Origin of the sequence: Nocardioides sp. Leaf307 (assembly GCF_001423135.1) — a bacterium.
Classification (GTDB): Bacteria; Actinomycetota; Actinomycetes; order Propionibacteriales; family Nocardioidaceae; genus Nocardioides; species Nocardioides kribbensis.
The window spans coordinates 1,256,495-1,277,517 of the sequence record NZ_LMNY01000001.1; the positions used below are offsets into that span (position 1 = coordinate 1,256,495).

General features: G+C 74.9%; 19 protein-coding genes. 15 read left to right on the plus strand and 4 right to left on the minus strand.

All coding sequences use genetic code 11. From position 1 onward, the window contains the following. Positions 1–3 precede the first annotated feature (3 nt). The 8 genes from ASF50_RS05755 (at position 4) to ASF50_RS05790 (ending at position 9,561) form a co-directional block, all read left to right on the plus strand. Entirely contained in the window at positions 4–1,995 is a 1,992-nt protein-coding gene (locus tag ASF50_RS05755) for an endonuclease/exonuclease/phosphatase family protein (protein WP_056903742.1), read from the plus strand. A gap of 52 nt (positions 1,996–2,047) precedes the next feature. Further along, on the plus strand, positions 2,048–3,127 hold the full coding sequence (locus ASF50_RS05760; protein WP_056903743.1) for a hypothetical protein: 1,080 nt from the start codon (positions 2,048–2,050) through the stop codon (positions 3,125–3,127). Next, positions 3,127–4,125: a glycosyltransferase family 2 protein gene (locus tag ASF50_RS05765; protein WP_056903744.1), complete on the plus strand. Its 999-nt coding sequence runs from the start codon at positions 3,127–3,129 to the stop codon at positions 4,123–4,125. Before ASF50_RS05760 ends, ASF50_RS05765 begins: the two co-directional genes overlap by 1 nt. Before the next feature lie 67 nt (positions 4,126–4,192). Beyond that, on the plus strand, positions 4,193–5,779 hold the full coding sequence (locus tag ASF50_RS19235) for a class I SAM-dependent methyltransferase (RefSeq protein ID WP_056903745.1): 1,587 nt from the start codon (positions 4,193–4,195) through the stop codon (positions 5,777–5,779). Then, on the plus strand, positions 5,776–6,075 hold the full coding sequence (locus ASF50_RS05775; RefSeq protein ID WP_056863985.1) for a DUF6752 domain-containing protein: 300 nt from the start codon (positions 5,776–5,778) through the stop codon (positions 6,073–6,075). The genes ASF50_RS19235 and ASF50_RS05775 overlap by 4 nt, the downstream gene beginning before the upstream one ends. Then, positions 6,072–7,208: a hypothetical protein gene (locus ASF50_RS05780; RefSeq protein ID WP_056903747.1), complete on the plus strand. Its 1,137-nt coding sequence runs from the start codon at positions 6,072–6,074 to the stop codon at positions 7,206–7,208. Before ASF50_RS05775 ends, ASF50_RS05780 begins: the two co-directional genes overlap by 4 nt. Positions 7,209–7,324: 116 nt before the next feature. Beyond that, on the plus strand, positions 7,325–8,518 hold the full coding sequence (locus tag ASF50_RS05785; RefSeq protein WP_056903748.1) for an acyl-CoA dehydrogenase family protein: 1,194 nt from the start codon (positions 7,325–7,327) through the stop codon (positions 8,516–8,518). Between the two features lie 23 nt (positions 8,519–8,541). Next, positions 8,542–9,561, plus strand: a complete 1,020-nt coding sequence (locus ASF50_RS05790; protein ID WP_056903749.1) for a hypothetical protein — start codon at positions 8,542–8,544, stop codon at positions 9,559–9,561. A gap of 21 nt (positions 9,562–9,582) precedes the next feature. Here the strand turns inward: ASF50_RS05790 and ASF50_RS05795 are convergent, their stop codons facing one another. Next, complete coding sequence (locus ASF50_RS05795) at positions 9,583–10,710, minus strand: endonuclease/exonuclease/phosphatase family protein (RefSeq protein ID WP_056903750.1); 1,128 nt, start codon at positions 10,708–10,710, stop codon at positions 9,583–9,585. Positions 10,711–10,793: 83 nt separating this feature from the next. Between ASF50_RS05795 and ASF50_RS05800 the strand changes: the two genes are divergently transcribed. The 4 genes from ASF50_RS05800 to ASF50_RS05815 are packed head-to-tail and all read left to right on the plus strand — an operon-like array spanning position 10,794 to position 14,708. Continuing rightward, on the plus strand, positions 10,794–11,387 hold the full coding sequence (locus ASF50_RS05800) for a MaoC family dehydratase (protein WP_414855734.1): 594 nt from the start codon (positions 10,794–10,796) through the stop codon (positions 11,385–11,387). Between the two features lie 51 nt (positions 11,388–11,438). Then, entirely contained in the window at positions 11,439–13,406 is a 1,968-nt protein-coding gene (locus tag ASF50_RS05805; protein WP_056903752.1) for a CASTOR/POLLUX-related putative ion channel, read from the plus strand. Positions 13,407–13,449: 43 nt separating this feature from the next. Then, the gene (locus ASF50_RS05810) at positions 13,450–14,004 is read left to right on the plus strand and encodes a histidine phosphatase family protein (RefSeq protein ID WP_056863992.1); all 555 of its coding nucleotides are present in this window, start codon (positions 13,450–13,452) and stop codon (positions 14,002–14,004) included. Between the two features lie 53 nt (positions 14,005–14,057). Next, positions 14,058–14,708 carry a DUF6758 family protein gene (locus ASF50_RS05815; RefSeq protein ID WP_056863993.1) on the plus strand — a complete coding sequence of 217 codons (651 nt, stop codon included), beginning with the start codon at positions 14,058–14,060 and terminating at the stop codon, positions 14,706–14,708. Positions 14,709–14,734: 26 nt separating this feature from the next. Here the strand turns inward: ASF50_RS05815 and ASF50_RS05820 are convergent, their stop codons facing one another. Beyond that, positions 14,735–16,006, minus strand: coding sequence for a YibE/F family protein (locus ASF50_RS05820; protein ID WP_082503045.1), 1,272 nt, complete (start codon positions 16,004–16,006; stop codon positions 14,735–14,737). 59 nt (positions 16,007–16,065) lie between these two features. Between ASF50_RS05820 and ASF50_RS05825 the strand changes: the two genes are divergently transcribed. After that, a complete protein-coding gene (locus tag ASF50_RS05825; protein ID WP_056903753.1) occupies positions 16,066–16,947 on the plus strand; it encodes a PHP domain-containing protein in 882 nt (293 codons plus the stop codon). Between the two features lie 19 nt (positions 16,948–16,966). Here the strand turns inward: ASF50_RS05825 and ASF50_RS05830 are convergent, their stop codons facing one another. After that, entirely contained in the window at positions 16,967–17,752 is a 786-nt protein-coding gene (locus ASF50_RS05830) for an SDR family NAD(P)-dependent oxidoreductase (RefSeq protein ID WP_056903754.1), read from the minus strand. Positions 17,753–17,900: 148 nt separating this feature from the next. On the opposite strand from ASF50_RS05830, the gene ASF50_RS05835 reads away from it, so the two are divergent. After that, a complete protein-coding gene (locus ASF50_RS05835) occupies positions 17,901–18,689 on the plus strand; it encodes a ParA family protein (protein ID WP_056864595.1) in 789 nt (262 codons plus the stop codon). A gap of 1 nt (position 18,690) precedes the next feature. Next, positions 18,691–19,365, plus strand: coding sequence for a L,D-transpeptidase (locus ASF50_RS05840; RefSeq protein ID WP_056903755.1), 675 nt, complete (start codon positions 18,691–18,693; stop codon positions 19,363–19,365). 76 nt (positions 19,366–19,441) lie between these two features. Here ASF50_RS05840 and ASF50_RS05845 read toward each other — a convergent pair whose 3' ends face one another. Then, entirely contained in the window at positions 19,442–21,013 is a 1,572-nt protein-coding gene (locus ASF50_RS05845; RefSeq protein WP_056903756.1) for a DEAD/DEAH box helicase, read from the minus strand. Between the last annotated feature and the right edge of the window lie 10 nt (positions 21,014–21,023).

Below are 21,023 nucleotides of genomic sequence, written 5' to 3' on the forward strand. Positions count from 1 at the left end.
GTCATGCGCCTTCCCCTGCGCCCGCACGCCCCCACGGGTGCCCTGGCCGTCCTGGCCGCCCTCGTCGTCCTGGTGGCCACCCTGCTGGCCGGCGCCGGCACGGTGGCCGGGGCAGCGGAGGAGCCGCGGTCCGCGGGCGCCTCGGCGAGGTCGGCCGCGGTCACGGTCGCCGACGCATCGGCCCGCCGGGCACCCGCCGTACGCCGGGTCGCCGCCGGCGGCGAGCACTCCTGCGAGATCCGCGGCGACCGCACCCTGTGGTGCTGGGGACGCAACACCTACGGCCAGCTCGGCCTCGACCGCACCGGCCCCGGCACCGCGATCCCCGAGCAGGTGGGGGGCTCGACCGCGTGGGCCACGGTGTCGGCCGGCGGCGCCTCGACGTGCGCCACCCGCACCGACGCGAGCCTGTGGTGCTGGGGCGTCAACCACCGCGGCCAGCTGGGCGACGGCACCCGCGACGTGCGCCTGGAGCCCACCCGGGTGGCCGGCAGGCAGTGGAAGCAGGTCTCGACGGGCTGGTTCCACACCTGCGCGACCCGCGCCGACAGCACCCTGTGGTGCTGGGGCGATGACTCCGCCGGTCAGCTGGGCGTGCCCGGCGACCAGGACCGGACCACGCCCACCCGGGTGCCCGGGTCGGACTGGAAGCGCGTCTCGGTCAACGGCTGGTCCACCTGCGCGGTCAAGGGCGACGGCTCGCTGTGGTGCTGGGGCCGCAACCTCTTCGGCCAGCTCGGCGTGGGCGACAACCGTGACCGCGCCGAGCCGACCCGCGTCGGCACCGGCACCGCGTGGAGCGGGGTGTCGGTCTCGTGGACCCACGCCTGCGCCCGCACCGGCGCCGGTGCGGTGAGCTGCTGGGGCCGGGGCGACCAGGGCCAGCTCGGCACGGGCACCCTCGCCGGGTCCACCTCGCCGGTCGCCGTGACCGGTGGCCACGTCGCCAGGCGGGTGGCCGTGGGCGAAGGAAGCTCCTGCCTGATCGACGACGCGCAGCGACGGTGGTGCTGGGGATCCGACGTCTACGGCCAGCTCGGTGACGGCTCGGCGCCCGGTGGGAGCAGCCCGGTGCCGGTCGTGGGCCCCGGCACCTACACCGACCTCAGCCTGGGGTGGCTGCACGGGTGCGCCCGCACGAGCGAGGGCCAGCGCGCCTGCGTCGGCAACGACGAGCGCGGCCAGACCGCCGTGCCCGGGACCGCCGCGCGGCAGGCTCCGAGCACGAAGCCGACGACGGTGACGCGCCGCGAGGGGCCGCTCAGCTTCCGCATCGCCACCTTCAACACCGTCGGCAACGGCCACACCCGGCCCTACGCCCACGACGACCAGCTGGCCCCCGCGCGCATGCGCGCGGAGTGGACCGCCCGGGCGCTGCGCACCCTCGACGCCGACGTCGTCGGCGTGCAGGAGCAGACCGCCGAGCAGCTCGCGGCGATCCTCGCCGCCGGCGAGGGCGAGTACGCCAGCTTCCAGACCCCGGCGTCCGGCGACCTGGGTGTCGAGTCGGCCCTGCTGTGGCGGCGCGACGTGTGGAAGCCGATCGAGCGCACCGTCATCCGGACCCAGTTCATCAGCCGCGAGCTCGACCGGCCGGTCGTGCTCCTCGAGCACCGCGCCACGGGGCGACGCATCTGGGTGATGGCCGTCCACAACGCGCCCTGGGAGTACCAGGCCAAGCGCGACAAGGCCGTGCGCGCCCAGCTGGCCCGGATCAACGAGCTCGAGGCCACCGGCGTGCCCGTCTTCTACGTGGGCGACATGAACGAGAAGGAGACCATCGTCTGCAAGGTCATGGCCGGCACCACCCTGCGCAGCGCGACCGGAGGACGCTACGCCGACGGCCGCTGCACCCCGCCGCGCGGCACGATGCGCGTGGACTGGCTCTTCGGTCCCGGCGACGCGACCTGGGACGGGTATGCTCCGAGCCGCATCCCGCTGGTGAGGCTGGCGACGGATCACTGGGTGCCGGTCTCCCGCGTCACGCTTCCCTGACGCTCCCGTCCGGCCGGTGCCCCACCCGACGACCTCTCGGAGGAGCATGCCCATGGCGCGACGACTGGTGCTGCACATCGGCTCGATGAAGTCCGGCACGAGCTTCGTCCAGAACGTCCTGGGCCACCACCGGGAGCGTCTCGCCGAGTCGGGCGTGCTCTTCGCCGGCAGCCGCTGGCGCGAGCAGGTGAAGGCCGTGCGGGAGCTGATCGAGCGCGGTGGGCCGGGCCAGCGTCCGATGCCGCTCGACGGGTCGTGGGCCGCCGTCGTCGAGGACGCCAGCCGCTGGGAGGGCACCGCAGTCGTCTCGATGGAGTTCCTCGGCCCGCGCAGCGAGGCCAAGATCGAGCAGATCCTCGCCGCCTTCCCCGACACCACCGTCGAGGCGGTGATGACGTGTCGCGACCTGTCGCGCAACATCCCGGCGATGTGGCTGGAGTCGATGCAGAACGGCTCGTCGGCGACCTGGCCCGACTTCCTGGCTGCGGTGCGCGACCGTGACAGGGACTCGCCGATCGCGCGCAACTTCTGGCGCCACCAGGACCTCCCGGTCATCGCGGAGCGCTGGGCGCGGGTGCTCGGCGAGGGGCGCCTCACCCTGGTGACGGTGCCGCCCTCGGGCGCGCCCCACGACCTGCTCTGGCGGCGCTTCGCGGAGGTGCTCGGCGTCGATCCCTCGGGCTACGACCTCGAGGTGCGGTCCAACCGCTCCATCGGTCCGGCCACGGCCATGGTGCTGCGCCGCCTCAACGAGAAGATGGTGGTGGACGGAGCGGTCCCGCAGGGCTACGACCGGTTCGTGAAGCACTCCCTGGCCAAGCGCGGTCTCGTGGCCCGCACCCCCCTCGAGCCCCGGCTGGGCCTGGACGAGGAGTGGGTGCGCGAGGAGGCGCACGCGCAGGTCGAGCGCCTCGCCGGCGCCGGGCACCGCGTGGTGGGCGACCTCGAGGACCTCCGGCCGGTGCGGGTGCCGGGCGTGCACACCGACGAGATCTCCGCCGAGGACCAGCTGGCCGCCGCCGTCGACGGGCTCGAGCTGCTCGTGCGCGAGTGGGGCCAGAGCGAGCGCAAGCAGCGCCGTGCGGCGCGCCGGCAGGGCCCCGGGCCAGCCGGTCGGGGGGAGGAGGACTGATGGCGCTCCTGCGCCGCCGCTCCTCGGGGTCCGCGGACCCGTCGGACCCCTCGCGCCCGCCCCCGGCGCCGGAGGACCCCGCCGACCCCGCCGACCTCTCCCACCTGGTGTCGGCCGCCCCCGAGGGCGAGCTGCCGAGCGTGGCGGTGATGACCATGGCCCGCGACGAGGGCGCGATGCTGGGGCGCTGGGTGCGTCACTACGCCGCCCAGGTCGGCGCCGAGCACGTCTACGTGGTCGACGACCAGACGACCGACGGGTCCACCGACGACCTGGCCGGGCCGGTGCTGCGGATCCCCCCGCTGCGCAAGCGCGGCTTCGAGCCGTCGCGGATGGAGGTCATGGCGGGGCTCTCGGCCGGGCTGCTCGCGGCCTACGACGCGGTGGTGTTCTGCGACACCGACGAGTTCATCGTGCCCGACCCCGACCACCACGCCTCGCTGCTCCACTACGTCGCGGCGCGGCCCGGGCGGCAGGCGGTGGGCGTCACGGCCCTCAACGTCGTCCACGACGTCTCCCGCGAGGGGCCGCTGCGCGACGACGCCCCCGTGCTCTCGCAGCGCGCGCTGGCCAAGTTCGCGCCCCTCATGTGCAAGCCGAGCCTGAAGTGGGTGCCCGCGCGCTGGGCCCACGCCTCCCACGGCATCGAGTGCCCCTACGCGGTCGACCCGGAGCTGTTCATGTTCCACCTCAAGTTCGCCGACCGCGACCACCTGGCCGACGCCGCGGCCAAGCGGCACGCCGCGTTCCGTGACGACGGCCGCGCAGCGCGCACCAGCTGGGAGCGCCCGGCCGACGAGATGGTCGACCTGCTCGACGAGATCACCGCCGACATCGACCTCGAGCAGGTCGAGCGCTTCCGTCCGCGACCGGCGCGCCTCGAGCGCATCGTGCAGCGCCAGGGCGCGATGTGGCGCGCGACCGGCGCGGGACAGGTGCAGGCGATGCGCAGCCAGCCGCTGGTGCGCGTGCCCCGGCGGTTCCGCGACCTCGTGTGAGCCGACGTCGCGGGGGCGCCCGCGACTGGTAGGTTCGCCGTTCCACGACGGGGGAGGGAGTACGACGGTGCCACGGCTGCCCGAGGTCGTCGACGTCGATCGTGCGGGCCTCCTGCTCGGCGACAGCGACGACGTCCTCCTCGACGTGCTCCTCGACGGTCGTCGGGTGTGGTCCCTGTGGACCGAGCGGGTCGCGGGTCGCACGCCGTCCCGCTCGGGGCCGCCCGGTGCGGTCGCGGTGCCCTGGCCGCGCGAGCTGGCCCAGGCCCTCGACGGGCCCGTGCGGATGACGGTCTCCTGCGGCGAGACCGTGCTGCTGGACCGCGAGGTCGTGATGGGGCCCGGCCCCGACCGTGTGCGCCTGGTCGACCGGGAGGGCCGCGACCTCGTCGTCGACAACCACGGCCGGCTCGCGGTCGCCTTCGGCGACCAGGGGGAGGAGGCGACCGCGCTCCTCCTCGACGCCACGGCCCGGCTCCTCGCCGACCTCGAGGAGGCCGGCGTGGAGCCCTTCGTGGCCTACGGCACCCTGCTCGGCGCCGTGCGCGAGGGCAGCTTCGTCGGGCACGACAACGACGTCGACCTGGCCTACCTCAGCTCCCACGAGCACCCGGTGGACGTGATCCTCGAGTCCTACCGGGTCCAGCGTCACCTCATCCGCGCCGGCCACGACACCACCCGCTACAGCGGGGCCGCCTTCCGCGTCGACCTGACCGTCTCCGACGGCACCCGCCGCACCATCGACGTCTTCGCCGGCGCCCTCGTCGAGGGTCACCTCATGCTCATGGGCGAGCTGTGGGTGCCCTACGACCGCTCCGCGCTGCTGCCGCGGAGCTCGGTGGTCCTGGAGGGGCGTTCGCTGCCGGCCCCGGCCGACCCGGAGGCCCTCCTGGCGGCGACCTACGGCCCCTCCTGGCGGCGGCCCGACCCCGCCTTCGCCTACGCGCCCCCGGCGGCCACGACCCGCCGTCTCGACGGCTGGTTCCGCGGCACCCGCGCGGCGCGCAACCACTGGGACCGGCGCTACTCCGACGCGGTCCACCACGGCCCGGTCCGCAAGCCGCACGACCTGGCCCGCCTGCTGCACCGGCGCGAGGCGGAGGACTGCGAGGTCGTCGACGTGGGCTGCGGGCGCGGTCAGGACGCCGTGTGGCTGGCCCGGCGTGGTCACCCGGTGCTGGGGCTGGACTTCTCACCCAACGGGTTCGCCCGGCTCCACGTCCGCTCGCAGGAGGAGGGGTGGGGCGCCGACTTCGCCTCGATGAACCTGCTCGAGCTGCGTCAGGTCATGCTCTGGGGTGCGCGCCTGGCCCGTCGCGAGGGCCCCCGGGCCCTCCTCGCGCGTCACGTCGCCGACGCCACCAGCGACCGTGGCCGACGCCACCTGTGGCGCCTGGCCGAGATGGCGCTGTCCGGCGGCGGGCGCCTCTACCTCGAGTTCGTGCTGCCGCCGGCCGACCCGCCCCTGCCGCAGCACCTGCTGCTGCACGGCCTCGAGCCCGACCAGGTGCGCTCGGAGGTCCTCGCACGCGGCGCACGCGTCGTGGAGGAGGGGGCCGTGGACGTCACGCACACCGGTCAGCCGCCGGCCGGCGGCATCGAGGACGAGACCCCGCTGCGGGGCTACCGCATGGTGATGGAGTGGAGAGCATGAACGCACCCGACGAACGCCCCGACCCCGGGCCGGCCGGCCCGGTCGACCGGCTGCGCCGGCTGGCCCCCGGCCTGCGCTCGCGCCCGGCCGTCGCCAGCGAGGGCCCCGACGGGCTCGAGGCCCTGCGGGCACGCGTGGCGGACCTCGAGGAGGAGGTGGGCGAGCTGCGCCGGCTCAACCTCCGCCTGGCCGAGCTGACCGACGTCGTCCAGGAGCTCCTGCTGCCCCTGGCCTCCAGCGACCCGGCCCGGGCGCAGGAGGTGCTCGACCGGTACTCCGCCGAGCTCGGCAGATGAGCCGTCGGGCCTTCCTGCACATCGGCCTGCCCAAGACGGGCACCAGCTACCTGCAGGCCGGGTGGTGGTCGCACCGCGCCGCGCTGCTGGAAGCGGGTCTGCTGCTCCCCGGGCGGGCCAAGCGCGACCACCTGCTGAGCTCGCTGGTCGTGCGCGAGGACCCTGGCGTACGCCGGCGCGGGCCCGGCGCGGCCGAGGCCTGGGACGTCGTCCTCGCCGACACGGCCGCCCACAGCGGCGACGTGCTGGTCTCGCACGAGTTCTTCTGCGCCGCCAGCGCCGCCCAGGCGCGCCGCGCGGTGGAGGCCCTGCCGGCCGACGAGGTCCACGTGGTCGTCACCGCCCGCGAGCCGCTCTCGCTCTTCGCCTCGAGCTGGCAGGAGCACCTGAAGAACCGCGGCACGACGGCCCTGGCCGACTACGGACGAGGCGAGTCCGAGGACCCTCGCGACGTCTGGGACTGGCGTGCCCTCGACCTCGGGCTGGTGCTGGAGCGCTGGGGCGGTGCGGTGCCTGCGGAGCGGGTGCACGTGCTCCCCGTGCCGGGACGCGACCAGCCGCGGGAGGACCTGTGGCACCGCTTCGCCGCGCTGCTGGACCTCGACCTCGCGGTGGTCGACACCAGCGGACGCTTCGCCAACACCGGCATGGGGGTCGTCGAGGCCGAGACCCTGCGACGGGTCAACGCCGCGCTGAGCGGTCCCTGGGGTGCCCAGGACCGGGGGAGGTGGCTGCGCAGCCACCTCGCCGACCAGCTGCTCGCGCCCCGCGCGGGCGAGCCCTTCTGGCCCGGCGAGGACCAGGTCGCCGACTGCCGCGCCCGCGGGCTGCGGGCGGTGGCGGCGGTGCGCGCGGGCGGCTACGACGTCCGTGGTGACCTCGACTCGCTGCTCGTGCCCGACGTCGTGCCGCCGCGTCGCCACCCCGACTCCGTGACCGACGCCGAGGTCGCCGAGGTCGCCGTCGCGCTGGTCGCCGATCTCGTCGGCGAGCTGCGCGACCGCGCGGCGCCGGACCCCGACGCGAGCACCGCGCCTGCTCGCGCCGCCGCCCCAGCCGGCCCGGCTCCCGGCCGAGCCGGTCGCGCCGGCCGTGCGCTGCGCCGGCTGCTGCCCAGGCGCGCGGACGGGTGAGACCCGGCCGGTGCTGTGGCGTTCCCCACAAGTGACCCTAGGCTACTGACGGGTTACTTTGGGTCCGACGACCGACGCCGCCGCGTCGCCGCGCCGAGACGAAGGAGCACGTGCCGATGGCCCGCCTGTGCCAGACCGAGGGACTCACCGAGGACCAGTCCGAGATCCTGAAGGCCGTCCACTCCTTCGTGGAGTCCGAGATCCTCCCCGTCGCCACCGAGCTCGAGCACGCCGACGAGTACCCCACCGACATCGTCGAGGGGCTCAAGGAGCTCGGCGTCTTCGGCCTGATGATCCCCGAGGAGTACGGCGGTCTGGGCGAGTCCCTGCTGACCTACGCCCTGGTCGTCGAGGAGATCGCCCGCGGCTGGATGAGCGTCTCCGGGGTCATCAACACCCACTTCATCGTGGCCTACCTGCTCATGCACCACGGCACCGAGGAGCAGAAGCAGAAGTACCTGCCGCGGATGGCGACCGGCGAGGTGCGCGGGTCGTTCTCCATGTCGGAGCCGGGCCTGGGCTCCGACGTCGCGGCCATCAAGACCAAGGCCGTCAGGACCGACGAGGGCTACGAGATCACCGGCCAGAAGATGTGGCTGACCAACGGCGGCTCCTCGACCCTGGTGGCGCTGCTCGTCAAGACCGACGAGGGCGCCGACTCGGTCTACCGGAACATGACCACCTTCCTCGTCGAGAAGGAGGCCGGCTTCGGGGAGACCGCCCAGGGCGTCACGGTGCCGGGCAAGATCGAGAAGATGGGCTACAAGGGCGTCGACACCACCGAGCTGGTGCTCGAGGGTCACCGCATCTCCGCCGACCAGATCCTGGGCGGCGCTCCCGGCCAGGGCTTCTACCAGATGATGGACGGGGTCGAGGTCGGTCGCGTCAACGTCGCGGCCCGCGCCACCGGCGTCGCCAACCGCGCCTTCGAGCTCGCCATCGCCTACGCCCAGCAGCGCGAGACCTTCGGCAAGCCCATCGTCGAGCACCAGGCCATCCTGTTCCGCCTGGCCGAGATGGCGACCAAGGTCGAGGCCGCCCACGCGATGATGGTCCGCTCGGCGCGGTCCAAGGACGGCGGGCAGCGCAACGACGTCGAGGCCGGCATGGCCAAGTACCTCGCGGCGGAGTACTGCAACGAGGTGGTGGAGGCGTCCTTCCGCATCCACGGCGGCTACGGGTACTCCAAGGAGTACGAGATCGAGCGGCTCTACCGCGAGGCGGCGTTCCTGCTGATCGGCGAGGGCACCGCCGACATCCAGAAGATGATCATCGGCCGGGCCGTGCTGAAGGATTATCGGCTGCGCTGAGCGGTGACCTAGGGTCTCGCGACATGGCGCAGCGGGTGGTCCTCCACGTCGGACTGATGAAGTCCGGCACGAGCTTCGTGCAGGACCTGCTCTTCGCCGCCAAGGCGGAGCTGGGTGCGCACGGCGTGCTCGTGCCGGGCGCGGGCTGGGGCCGCCAGGTCGCCGCGGTCAAGGACGTGCTGTCCGCGAGCCCCGGGCGCCCGTGGCGCCGGATGGTCGACGAGATCGACGGGCACGACGGCACCGCGGTGGTGTCCATGGAGTTCCTCGGCCCCGCGGGGCCCGACCAGGTCGACCGCGTGGTGGGAGCCTTCGGCGGCGGCGCCGTGGTGGACGTGGTGGTGACCGCCCGCGACCTCAACCGCTCGGTCGCGTCGCTGTGGCAGGAGACGATCCAGAACGGCCGCAGCTGGGGCTGGGACGAGTACGTCGCCGACGTGGCCGCCAAGCGGCCCGGGCGCGGCGCCGGGGTCGCCGACCGGGTCACCGCGGGGGGCACGTTCTGGCGTCAGCAGCACCTGCCGCGCGTCGTCGACTCCTGGTCGCGCGCGGTCGGGCACGACCACGTGCAGGTCGTCACCGTGCCGGGGCCCGGCGCACCCCGCGACACCCTGGCGCACCGCTTCGGCGAGGTGCTGGGCGTGGCGGTGCCCGTCCACGAGGGCACCGGTGGCGCCAACGCCTCCCTCGGGCTGACGTCGACCCTGGTCCTCCGGCGGGTCAACCAGGTCCTCGACGCCCAGGGCCTGACCTTCCCGACCGGGGCCAGGCTGCGCAAGCAGGTGCTCGCCAAGACGGTGCTGGCCGCGCGCCGGGCCGAGGAGCCGCGCCTGGGTCTGCCGGTGGCGCCGTGGGTGGTCGAGCAGGCGGCCGACACCGTGGCGGTGCTCCGGGACGCCGGCACGAGGCTGGTCGGCTCCTGGGAGGACCTGAGCCCCGTCGAGGTCCCCGGGGTCCACCCCTCCAGCATCGACGCCGTCGAGGTGGGCGAGGCCGCCCTGGTCGCGCTCGCGGGTCTCGTGGCCTCGCAGGTGGTGGACTGACCGCGACGCCGGCGCCGGGTGTCAGCAGGTCTCGACGACGCCCTGCACCTGGTAGGTCGTGCGCACGGGCCGGTGGTCGGACAGCGTGACGGCCGGCACCGAGCTCGCCAGGGGCGTGATGCCCGACCCGCCGTGCAGCAGGTAGTCGATGCGGCCGCGCAGGTTGACCGAGGGGTGGGTGAAGCCGGGCCCGGCGCCCGAGGAGGGCCAGCTGTCGACCATCGTGGCCGCCAGCGTGCGCATCGGCGCCGAGGTCGGGTGCGCGTTCATGTCGCCGCCCAGGACCTTGGGCAGCGGGTCGGCGGCCATGACCTGGTTGATCGCACGGGCCTGGGCCATCCGCGAGGGCTCGGAGCGGTTCTGCAGGTGGGTGCTGTAGAGGCTCACCGGCACGCCGTCGACGTCGATCGTGGCGTGCAGCAGGCCGCGCTGCTGCATGCCCTTGCCCGGCAGGAACGGGAGCAGGCGGTTGGCCGACTCCTCGATGGGGAAGCGCGAGAGGATCGCGGTGCCGTACTGACTGCCCCCGCTGCGCAGCACGTTGGCCCCGAAGGCGTTCTGCATGCCCAGCTGTGCGCCGAGGATCCCGGGCTGGTCGGTGCGCCGCGAGAAGGCACGGTTGCGGTCGACCTCCTGGAGCAGCACGACGTCGGCGGCGGTCGCGGCGATCGCGCGGGCGTAGTCGTCGAGCTGCAGCCCTCGCCCGCTCGCGAAGCCGGACTTGATGTTGTAGGACAGCACCGTCAGCTCGCGCTCGACGGTCTCGGGCTGGCAGGTCGTGCGCTCCTCGACCTGGCGCGCGAGGCGTCGCACCGGCAGGGCCGTCTGCCGGCGGGGCACGGCGGTGCCCGGCTCCAGGGCGGCGCGCAGCTGCTGGGCCCGCTGCCCGGGGGCGGGCTCGATGGCGGCGGGGGCCTCCAGCACGTCCTGGGTCGGGCGCGTGGTGGATGCCGCGGGAGCGCTGGGCGTGGTGGCGGCCTCGGCCGCGCGCAGGTCGGCGCCGTTGTCGTCACCGGGGGGCAGCCCGCCGGTGAGGGCCAGGACGAGCGCCACGCTGGCCAGCACGGCCGCCACCGGCAGCAGCGTCAGCAGGGGACGCGGGCCCGGCGCGAGGTGGCGGGGGTCGTCGGTCGGCGGGAGGGACGGCACGGGGGAAGTGTAGGCGGCCCACCGCCGGGGCGTGACGAAACCCACGGCGGGCACCCGGCCGCCCGGGTGCGGTGTGCGCCACCATGGCGTGCGACACCGCGAGCGGGTGCACGACGACGCCCGACGCCCGAGCCAGAGGAGAGCCCATGCAGTTCGGCCGCAGCTACGAGGAGTTCGAGGTCGGAGTGACCTACAAGCACTGGCCCGGCAAGACGGTGACCGAGTACGACGACCACCTGTTCTGCCTGCTCACGATGAACCACCACCCGCTGCACCTCGACGTCAACTACGCCGGGGAGACCACGCAGTTCGGCAAGAACGTCGTCGTGGGCAACTACGTCTACTCCCTGCTGCTGGGGATGAGCGTGGCCGACGTCTCCGGCAAGGCCATCGCCAACCTCGAGGTCGAGTCGCTGCGCCACGTGGCGCCGACCTTCCACGGCGACACCCTGTACGGCGAGACCACGGTGCTGGGCAAGACCGAGTCGACGAGCAAGGACGACCGTGGCGTCGTCCACGTCGAGACCATCGGCTACAACCAGGACGGCAAGGTCGTGTGCGTCTTCCGGCGCAAGGTGATGGTGCCGAAGGAGAACTACCTCACGCAGCGCGGTGGCGAGCAGCCCGGGCGCCCCGTGCCGCAGCCGGACAAGAACTGGGCCGGACCACAGGCCTGACCCACGGCGTTCCGCTGCCGACGACCGGCGGGGTGGGGCACCATCCCCACCATGGCCCGCTCCGCACCGCAGCTGAGGCGTCGCACCGCCGCCGCGCCCACCGACCGGGTGGCCGGGACCGCCCCGGCCACCCGGCGGGGCACCCGTCCGCCCCGGCCGGGCGAGCGCCTGCGCTACCGGTTCGACAACTCGATGGCCCGCGGCACGCCGGCGCTGGTCGGCTGGCTGGCCGCGGGCACCGCCGTGCTGGTCGTGGCCTTCGCCGCGGCCGTCAGCCTCCTGGGCCTGCGCGGCTCCGACGACCCGGTCGCCGACCGCAGCTTCGCCGACGAGGTCTTCTCCGCCCTGCTGCACGCCCTCGACCCCGGCACGGTGGCGGGGGAGGAGCAGGCGCCGTGGCGGCTGGTGGCCGCCATGCTCCTGCTGACCGTGGCCGGGCTCTTCGTGGTCTCGGCCCTCATCGGCGTCATCGCCGCCGGGATCGACGCGCGGCTGGCCGACCTGCGCCGTGGGCGCTCGATCGTGCTCGAGCGCGACCACACGGTGGTGCTGGGCTGGTCGGACTCGGTGTTCACGATCCTGCGCGAGCTGGCCCTGGCCAACGAGAGCCGGCGACGACCCGTGGTGGTCGTGCTCGCCGACCGCGACAAGGTCGAGATGGAGGACGAGATCCGCGCCAAGGTGCCCGACCTGCGCGGCACGCGGGTGGTGTGCCGGTCGGGGTCGCCGATGGACGTCGACGAGCTCGCGGTCAGCAGCCACGCCACGGCGCGCTCGGTCATCCTGCTGGCGCCCGACTCCGACGACCCCGACAGCGAGGTCGTCAAGACCCTGCTGGCGCTCACCCACGAGGGCTCCGAGGGGCCCCGGATCGTGGCCGAGATCCGCGACCCGGCCAACCTGGAGGTCGCCCGGCTCGTCGGCGCCCGGCGCACCTCGCTGCTCGACATCCGCGAGACGGTGGCCAAGCTGGTCGTGCAGACCTCTCGCCAGTCCGGCGCCGCCGCGGTCTACACCGAGCTCTTCGACTACGACGGCGACGAGATCTACTTCCTCACCGACCACGGGCTGGCGGGCGCGACGTACGAGGAGGCGCAGCTGTTCTACGAGCGGGCCACCGTGATCGGCCTGCTGGACGGCGGCGTCACGCGCCTCAACCCGCCGCCCTCGGCCGTGGTCGGCACGGCCACGCTCATCGTGGTGGCCGAGGACGACGGCGTGCTCGCCGGCGCCGAGGTCGCCCGGACCCGTCCCGACCCCGCGGTGCTCGGCGTCGAGGACGGCACCGACGCCCATCCCACCCGCGCCCTGCTCCTGGGGTGGAACGAGCGCGCCCCGATCATGCTGCGCGAGCTCGACCACTACGCCGAGCCGGGCTCGACGCTGACCGTGGTGACCACCCACGGCGACCCGGTGCTGCCCGCCGACCTCGAGCACCTCGCGGTGAGCGTCGTGCGCGCCGGCACCACCGACCGCGCCGTGCTGGAGCAGCACGTCGTGGAGGGCCTCGACCAGGTGCTGGTGCTGTGCTACTCCGACCACCTGGACGCGCAGGCCGCCGACGCCCGCACGCTGGTCACGCTGCTGCACGTGCGCGACATCCTCTCGCGCCGGGAGCACCAGACCGCGGTGGTCAGCGAGATGATGGACGACCGCAACCGCCTGCTCGCCCAGGTCGCCGACATCGACGACGTCGTGGTGAGCGGCGAGATCGTGAGCCTCATCGTCACCCAGCTCTCCGAGGACGGTCGGCTCGAGGACGTCTTCGCCGAGCTGCTCGGCTCCGAGGGCAGCGAGGTCTACCTGCGCCCGGCCCACTGGTACGTCGCACCCGGCGCGCCGGTCGCGTGGGCGAGCGTGGTGGCCGGTGCGTCGCGCCGCGGCGAGACCGCCCTGGGCTGGACGTCGACGGCGCTGGCCGTGCGGGGCGAGGACTTCGGGGTCCGGCTCAACCCGGCCAAGTCCGACCTGCTCACGGTGCTCCCCGGCGATCGCGTGGTGGTGCTGGCCGAGTCGTGACCGCGTCGGGGACGCCTCGGGGGGCGGCTGACAGGATGGCGGCATGGGCGACGTCTGGCTGGTGCGGCACGGGGAGACCGAGTGGAGCCGGGAGGGTCGGCACACCTCGACCACCGACCTGCCGCTGCTGCCCGAGGGCGAGGAGGTCGCGGCCGGCCTCGCCGGGCGGCTGCGGCGCGACTTCGCCCTGGTGCTGAGCAGTCCCCGGCTGCGCGCGCGGCGCACGGCGGAGCTGGCCGGCTGGGCCTCGGCCGAGGTCGACGACGACCTGCGCGAGTGGGAGTACGGCGACTACGAGGGCGTGACCACCCCCGCGATCCGCGAGGACGTGCCGGGCTGGACGGTGTGGACCCACGGCTGCCCCGGCGGCGAGGACGCCGCCGACGTGTCGCGGCGCCTCGACCGGGTCGTGGCGCGGGCGCGGGGCGTCGACGGAGACGTGCTGCTCTTCGCCCACGGCCACTCCCTGCGCGCCCTGGCGGCGCGGTGGCTCGACCTCCCGGTGGCCGACGGCCGGCTGCTGCGCCTCGACACCGCCACGGTCTCGGTGCTCGGCCACGAGCGGGAGACCCCCGTCGTCCTGCGGTGGAACGCCTGAGCGGCCCTTAGCGGCCCTTGACGGCGGGGCCCGAGGGCGGTCACCGTGGCTGCGTGCCGCTCTCCGCAGCCTGCCCCCGCTGCCCGGCCCCCGTCGCTCCGCTGCCCGCGGAGCAGGGCCCAGGGCTCTGGTCCTGCCCCGAGCACGGCGCCGCCGCCCCGCTGTGGCGCCCCTCGGAGGTCGGCTACGCCGACTTCACCGACCACCTCGAGATGGCCGGCGACCTGCCCAGCCTCCTGCCCTGGCCGCTGGGGCCCGACTGGTCGGTGACCGGCTTCGGGGTGGTCGCGGCCCGACCGGGGGCCGCGCGGGCGGTGCTCACCGCCTGCACCGGCACCACGGAGGCCGACGGCCCGGTCGACGTCGTGGTCGTCACCGAGGAGGCCGGCACCGGCCTCGGGGCGCGCGTGGCGGGCGCACCCCACACCGACCCGGGCTACGAGATCGGGGGAGCCGCGCCGGTGGTGCGGCTGCGCGTCGAGGGCCAGCAGGTGCCGCTGTGGGCGGTCTCGACCAGCGCGGCCGACGGCGAGTGGGACCGCTCGGTGCTCGCGGGCGAGGCCCACGGGAGGTGGCTGTGGGTGGTCGTGCGGCCCGCGCCGGCGGTGCTCCTCCTGCACGGCGAGTGGCACCTGCGCGACGTCTCCGCGCTCGGCCCCGGCCTGGTCGAGCTGCCCTTCGGGGGGCCGGCCCCGGCCTGGTGAGCCGCGGCGGGGCAGCAGGGGGCGGGTCAGGCGTCCTCGGGCACCACGGCCCCGCCGACCGTCAGCGCCGCGACGGCCGTGGTGAGGGGCACGGCCAGCACCAGCCCGACCGCGGAGGCCAGGGTGCGCACGATCTCCACCCCGATGGACTCGTCGGCCAGCAGCTCCAGGAAGGGCCGGTCGTAGAGGCTGAGCAGCATGAGCACGGCCAGGCCGGTGCCGGCGTAGGCGAAGACGATCGTGTAGATCGTCGAGGCGATGTGGTCGCGCCCGATGCGCATGGCGCTGCCGAAGAGCTGGCGCCGCGAGAGCTCCGGCGCCGCGGCGCGCAGCTCCCACACCGCCGAGGACTGGGTGATCGTGACGTCGTTGAGCACCCCGAGCCCGGCGATGATCACCGCGCAGGCCAGCACGCCCTGGCTGTCGAGGGCGGGGGCGTAGGTCGCGAGCACCTCCCCGGTCTCGTCGCTGATGCCCGAGAGCCGCGCCGCGCCGACCGCCCAGACGCCGAGGAGGGCGGTGGCCGCGATGCCGGCCAGGGTGCCGAGCAGGGCCGCGCTGGTGCGCAGCGAGGGGCCGTGGGCGAGGTAGAGGACGACGTACATGATCGCGGCGGAGCCGACGGCGGCCACGGCCCAGCCCGACCCGCCCGCGAGCAGCGCCGGCAGCAGGAAGCGGGCGATGACCAGCGCGGCCAGGCCCAGGCCGACCAGCGCGAGGAGTCCCCGCAGGCGGGCGACGAGGCCGACCAGGACCACGAAGGCGCCCGCGAGCAGCCCCAGCGGCAGGGTGCGCTCGACCCCGGCGAAGCCGTAGCCCACCTGGCCGTCGGGCGTGCTGGAGGCCGGCAGCCGGATGAGACGGACCGTGTCGCCGGCCACCAGGCCCGAGCGGCCGACGTAGGGCGGGACGCCGAGGGTGACGTCCTCGCCCCCGACGTCGGCGGTGAGGGTGTCGCAGTCCTCCGGCGGCGGCTCGCGCGAGCCCTGCTCGCCGTCGACCAGCACCGGGCAGGAGGGACCGACGTCGACGACGGGGGCGGTGAGGGTGGTGGTGCCGCTGCGCAGGAAGTCGACCTCCTCGGGCGCGTCGGAGGCCGCGGGCCACAGCACGACCAGCCCGACGAGGGTGACCACGGCGCCCACGGCGAGCAGGCCCAGCAGCACCGCCCGCGCGCGCAGGCCCACGTCGAGCGCCGGGGGAGGTCCGCCGTGGGAGTGGCCGTGGCCCGACTCCACGGCCGCGGCGGTGGCGGCGGGGGAGCGGGGCGGCGTGCGGTCGGCTCGGTGACTCCCCATGGGCGTCATCATGCCCGGACGCGACGGCCCTGTCGGTGGGGTGGTCCTAGGGTGGGGGCGTGCGCATCGACCTCCACACCCACTCGCGGGCCAGTGACGGCACCCAGTCGCCCGACGAGCTGGTGCGGGCCGCGGCGGCCGCCGGCCTCGACGTGGTGGCGCTCACCGACCACGACACCGCCGAGGGCTGGGCCGAGGCCGAGCGCGCCGCCGCCGACGTCGGCATCGGGCTGGTGCGCGGCATGGAGATCAGCACCCGCCACGAGGGCCAGTCGGTGCACCTGCTGGCCTACCTGCCGGACCCGACGTACCCGCCCCTGGCCGAGGGACTCACCCGCATCCTCGAGGGGCGGGTGTCGCGCGTGCCCGACGTCGTGGCCCGCCTCAACGCCCTCGGCATCGAGATCACCGAGGCCGACGTCGCAGCCGTCTCCGGCGACAGCGCGGCCAGCGGCCGGCCCCACGTGGCCGACGCCCTCGTGCAGCGCGGCGTCGTCGGCGACCGCACCGAGGCCTTCACCCGCTTCCTCAACCCCGGCCGTCCCGCCTACGTCGACCGCTACGCCGCGCCGCTGACCGACATGATCGACGCGGTGGCCGGCGCCGGCGGGGTCAGCGTGATCGCCCACCCGTGGGGCCGGCGCAGCGACGAGCGCCCCGACGCGGCCACCCTGGCGGCGCTGGCCGAGCGCGGCCTGGCCGGCATCGAGGTCGACCACCAGGACCACGCGCCGGGGGCCCGGGAGCGGCTGCGCGCGATCGCGACCGAGCTCGGCCTGGTCGCCACCGGGTCCAGCGACCACCACGGCACGGGCAAGGTCGACCACGACCTGGGCTGCCACACCACGCCCCCCGAGCAGCTGCACCGCCTGCTCGAGCTGGCGGCCGCGGCCGCGGCCCGCTCGGGCCGCGCGACCCCGCAGCCGCTCCACCTGCCCTGATCGGGCCGGTCAGCGCCGGTCAGCGCCGGCCCAGGCCCTGGAAGCGCTGCAGCACGCCGCCGGGCACGACCCGGGCCAGCGCGGTGATCGCCTTGTACTGCGCGCTGGGCACCGAGAGGCTGCGGCCGCGGTCGTAGTCGGCGAGCGCGTCCCGCACGAGCCGGTCGGCCTCGAGCCACAGCAGGTCGGGCGCGGAGCCGCGCGAGACGTCCATGCGCGCGTGGAACTCGGTCCTGACGAAGCCCGGGCACAGCGTCATGACCCGCACGCCGCGCGGGGCGTACTCGTGGGAGGCCCAGGCGCCGAACTGGTTGACCCAGGCCTTGGCGGCCGAGTAGGTGCCGCGCGGCAGGAAGGCCGCGACGCTGGAGACGTTGACGACCCCGCCGTGGCCACGCTCGGCCATCGGCCCCAGCGCGGCGTGGCTGAGCCGCAGCACCGCGGTGACGAGCACGTCGAGCATCGCGGTCTCGGCGTCGGCGGAGTTGTCGAGGAAGCGGTGCTTGAGGCCGAAGCCGGCGTTGTTGACCAGCAGCTCCACGGGCCGTGCGGGGTCGGCCAGGCGCTCCTCGACGCGGAGCAGCTGCCCGCGGTCGGCGAGATCGGCGGTGAGCACCTCGACCGCCACCCCGTGGGCGGCGCGCAGCTCGGCGGCGACCCCCTCGAGGCGGGCGGTGTCGCGGGCGACGAGCACGAGGTCGTGACCGCGGGCGGCGAGCTGCTCGGCGAAGGCGCGGCCGATGCCGGCGGTGGGTCCGGTGACGAGGGCGGTGCCCGCGGGGCGGTCGGGCTGCGGGGAGGACATGGCGCCCAGTGAAGCAGGCGCGGGGCAGCAGGCCGACGACAGCAGGCCGACGACAGCAGGCCGACAACAGCAGGCCGGTGACAGCAGGCCGGTGACGGCGGGCGAGCGTCCGACACGGGCGGGCCCGCGTCCGGCATGATGGGCGGTGATGACCACGACACTCGCGATCGCCAACCAGAAGGGCGGCGTCGCCAAGACCACCTCGGTCGCCTCCATCGGTGCGGCGCTCGCCGAGCTGGGCCACGCGGTGCTGCTGGTCGACCTCGACCCCCAGGCCTGCCTGACCTTCTCCCTGGGCATCGACCCCGAGGTGCTGGAGCTGTCGGTGCACCACGTGCTCACCAAGGGCGTCGACCCGCTCGAGGTCGTCATCGAGACCGACGACGGCGTCGACCTGCTGCCGGCCACCATCGAGCTGGCGCGGGCCGAGGCCGACCTGCTGACCCGCACCGGGCGCGAGCACGTGCTGCGCGGGGTGGTGGAGGCCCTCGAGGAGGCCGACGCCGGCTACGACTGGGTGCTGCTGGACTGCCCGCCCTCGCTGGGCGTGCTCACCGTCGCCGCCCTCACCGCCGCCGACGGGGTGCTGGTGCCGCTGCAGTGCGAGACCCTGTCGCACCGCGGCGTGGGCCAGCTGCTCGACACCGTCCACGACGTGCGCCGCTTCACCAACCGCGACCTCGAGGTCTGGGGCGTGCTCCCCACCCTCTACGACGGGCGCACCAACCACGCCCGCACCGTGCTCGAGACCATCTCGCAGACCTACGACCTCGAGGTGGTCGAGCCCCCCATCCCCAAGACGATCAAGTTCGCCGAGGCGCCCGCCGCTGGCCGCTCCATCCTGGCCACGAGCCGCACGAGCAAGGGCGCCCAGGCCTACCGCGCCGTCGCCGCCAACCTGGTGACCCGCTCGCAGCGCCCGAAGGCGACGTCCTGAGATGACCGGCCGGCGGACCGGGAGCGGCCAGGGCGGCCCGCGCTACGGGCGCCTCGCCGCCCTCGGTTCCTCGCTCCTCGTCACGGCCGTGGCCGTCCTCGGCGGCACGGGTGTGCTGCCCTCGTCGGCCGAGGAGGAGGCGCCGGTCGTCGCGCTCGAGAGCGCTCCACCGCGGGCGGGGGCCGAGCCGGAGCCCGAGGACCCGGCGGTGGCCGGCGCGCCCGCGGCCGCGTGGGGTGAGGGCGCCGCCGCGCTGCGGCGGGCGATGGACACCCTGCCCGCGCGCTCGGGCAGCGGGCGGCGCGTGGTCTTCAGCGAGTCGCGCCAGCGCGTCTGGCTGGTCGAGGGCTCCGGCGCGGTGGCGTCGACGTACCTGGTCTCGGGGAGCCTCACCGACAACCTCGACCCCGGCACCTACGAGGTGTGGTCGCGCTCGCTCGACGCGATCGGCATCGACGACTCCGGCACGATGCGCTACTTCGTGCGCTTCACCCGCGGCCCGAGCGGTGCCGCGATCGGCTTCCACGACATCCCGGTCGACGACGGCGAGCGCGTGCAGAGCCGCCTCGACCTCGGCACCCCCCGGTCGCACGGGTGCATCCGGCAGCAGCGCTCCGACGCGCGGCTGATGTGGGCCTTCGCGCCGCTGGGCACCGAGGTCGTCGTCACGGCCTGACCGGCCCGACCGGCCTGCACCCGGAACGCCGCACGGCCCGCCGGCGGACCGGCGGGCCGTGCGTGGTGCTGCTGGCTCAGGCGGTCTCGGCCGCGGCCTGGGACGGGCTCTCGCCCTGGCCGCCCTGGCCGGAGCCGCCGCGGCTGCGACGGCGGCGACGGGCGCGGGGAGCACCGCCCTCGGCGGAGCCCTCGGGCGCGTCGGTGGCGGGGCCCGCCGTCGGCGCGGCGGCCGCAGCGGAGCCGCCGGAGTCGCCACCGCGCGAGCGGGTGCGGCTGCGGTTGCGCGCGGGGCGGTCTCCACCGCGGTCTCCACCGCGGTCTCCACCGCGGTCTCCACCGCGGTCACTGCCACGTCCACCGCGCTCGCCGCCACGTCCACCGCGGTCGCCGCCGCGCTCCTCGCGGGGCTTGCGCTCGACCGGGGCGGGGTCGACGATGCGGCCCTTCGTGCCGGCCGGGATGCCGAGGTCGGTGTAGAGGTGCGGGGAGGTGGAGTAGGTCTCGGCCGGCTCGTCGAAGGGCAGGTCGAGGGTCTTGTTGATCAGCTTCCAGCGCTGCACGTCGGCCCAGTCGACGAAGGTGATCGCGGTGCCGGTCGCCCCCGCCCGGCCGGTGCGGCCGATGCGGTGGACGTAGGTCTTGTCGTCCTCGGGGCAGGTGTAGTTGATGACGTGGGAGACGCCGCGCACGTCGATGCCGCGGGCCGCGACGTCGGTGGCGACGAGCACGCGGATCTTGTCCTCGCGGAACTTGGCGAGGGCCTTCTCGCGGGCGACCTGGGCCATGTCGCCGTGCAGCGGGCTGGCGCTGAAGCCGCGCTCGGCGAGGTCGTCGGCGATGCGCTGCGACTGCCGCTTGGTGCGGGTGAAGACGATGATCTTCTCGGCGTCCTCGGCCTGGAGCACGCGCCCGATGATCTCGGGCTTGTCGAGGTCGTGGGCCTGGTAGATGAACTGCGCGGTCGCCGGCACGAGGGTGGTGTCGTAGGAGGACTCGGCGCGGATGTTCATCGGGTGGCGCATGTGGGTGCGGGCCAGGGCGACGATCGCGGAGGGCATGGTGGCCGAGAACAGCATGGTCTGGCGGGTCTCGGGGGTCATCCGCAGGATGCGCTCGACGTCGGGCAGGAAGCCCAGGTCGAGCATCTCGTCGGCCTCGTCGAGCACCAGGGCGTGCACGTGGGAGAGGTCGAGGGCCCTGCGGTTGGCCAGGTCGATCAGTCGCCCGGGGGTGCCGACGACGACGTCGACGCCGGCCTCGAGGGCCTCGAGCTGGCCGTCGTAGCCCACACCGCCGTAGACGGTGAGGACGCGCAGGCCGCGGTCCTTGCTGGCGATGGCGAGGTCGCTGGAGACCTGGAGGGCCAGCTCGCGGGTGGGCGCGACGATGAGCGCCTGCGGCTTGCCCTGCGGGATCTCGGCGTAGTCGGGGTCCTTGGGGGCGACGCTGCGCTGCAGCACCGGGATGCCGAAGGCGAGGGTCTTGCCGGTGCCCGTGCGGGCCTGGCCGATCAGGTCGGTGCCCATGAGGGCGACCGACAGCGTCATCTCCTGGATGGCGAAGGGGGTGGTGATGCCGGCGCGCTCGAGCGCGTCGCAGATGTCGGGGAGGACCCCGAGCTCTCGGAACGTGGTCAGTGGTCTCATCGCTTTCGTG

Bases quoted from the DNA above. Each gene is read 5' to 3' on its own strand.
- ASF50_RS05755 (WP_056903742.1), top strand. From the start codon at position 4: ATGCGCCTTCCCCTGCGCCCGCACGCCCCCACGGGTGCCCTGGCCGTC.
- ASF50_RS05760 (WP_056903743.1), top strand. From the start codon at position 2,048: ATGGCGCGACGACTGGTGCTGCACATCGGCTCGATGAAGTCCGGCACG.
- ASF50_RS05765 (WP_056903744.1), top strand. From the start codon at position 3,127: ATGGCGCTCCTGCGCCGCCGCTCCTCGGGGTCCGCGGACCCGTCGGAC.
- ASF50_RS05775 (WP_056863985.1), top strand. From the start codon at position 5,776: ATGAACGCACCCGACGAACGCCCCGACCCCGGGCCGGCCGGCCCGGTC.
- ASF50_RS05780 (WP_056903747.1), top strand. From the start codon at position 6,072: ATGAGCCGTCGGGCCTTCCTGCACATCGGCCTGCCCAAGACGGGCACC.
- ASF50_RS05785 (WP_056903748.1), top strand. From the start codon at position 7,325: ATGGCCCGCCTGTGCCAGACCGAGGGACTCACCGAGGACCAGTCCGAG.
- ASF50_RS05790 (WP_056903749.1), top strand. From the start codon at position 8,542: ATGGCGCAGCGGGTGGTCCTCCACGTCGGACTGATGAAGTCCGGCACG.
- ASF50_RS05800 (WP_414855734.1), top strand. From the start codon at position 10,794: ATGGCGTGCGACACCGCGAGCGGGTGCACGACGACGCCCGACGCCCGA.
- ASF50_RS05805 (WP_056903752.1), top strand. From the start codon at position 11,439: ATGGCCCGCTCCGCACCGCAGCTGAGGCGTCGCACCGCCGCCGCGCCC.
- ASF50_RS05810 (WP_056863992.1), top strand. From the start codon at position 13,450: ATGGGCGACGTCTGGCTGGTGCGGCACGGGGAGACCGAGTGGAGCCGG.
- ASF50_RS05820 (WP_082503045.1), bottom strand. From the start codon at position 16,006: ATGGGGAGTCACCGAGCCGACCGCACGCCGCCCCGCTCCCCCGCCGCC.
- ASF50_RS05830 (WP_056903754.1), bottom strand. From the start codon at position 17,752: ATGTCCTCCCCGCAGCCCGACCGCCCCGCGGGCACCGCCCTCGTCACC.
- ASF50_RS05835 (WP_056864595.1), top strand. From the start codon at position 17,901: ATGACCACGACACTCGCGATCGCCAACCAGAAGGGCGGCGTCGCCAAG.
- ASF50_RS05840 (WP_056903755.1), top strand. From the start codon at position 18,691: ATGACCGGCCGGCGGACCGGGAGCGGCCAGGGCGGCCCGCGCTACGGG.
- ASF50_RS05845 (WP_056903756.1), bottom strand. From the start codon at position 21,013: ATGAGACCACTGACCACGTTCCGAGAGCTCGGGGTCCTCCCCGACATC.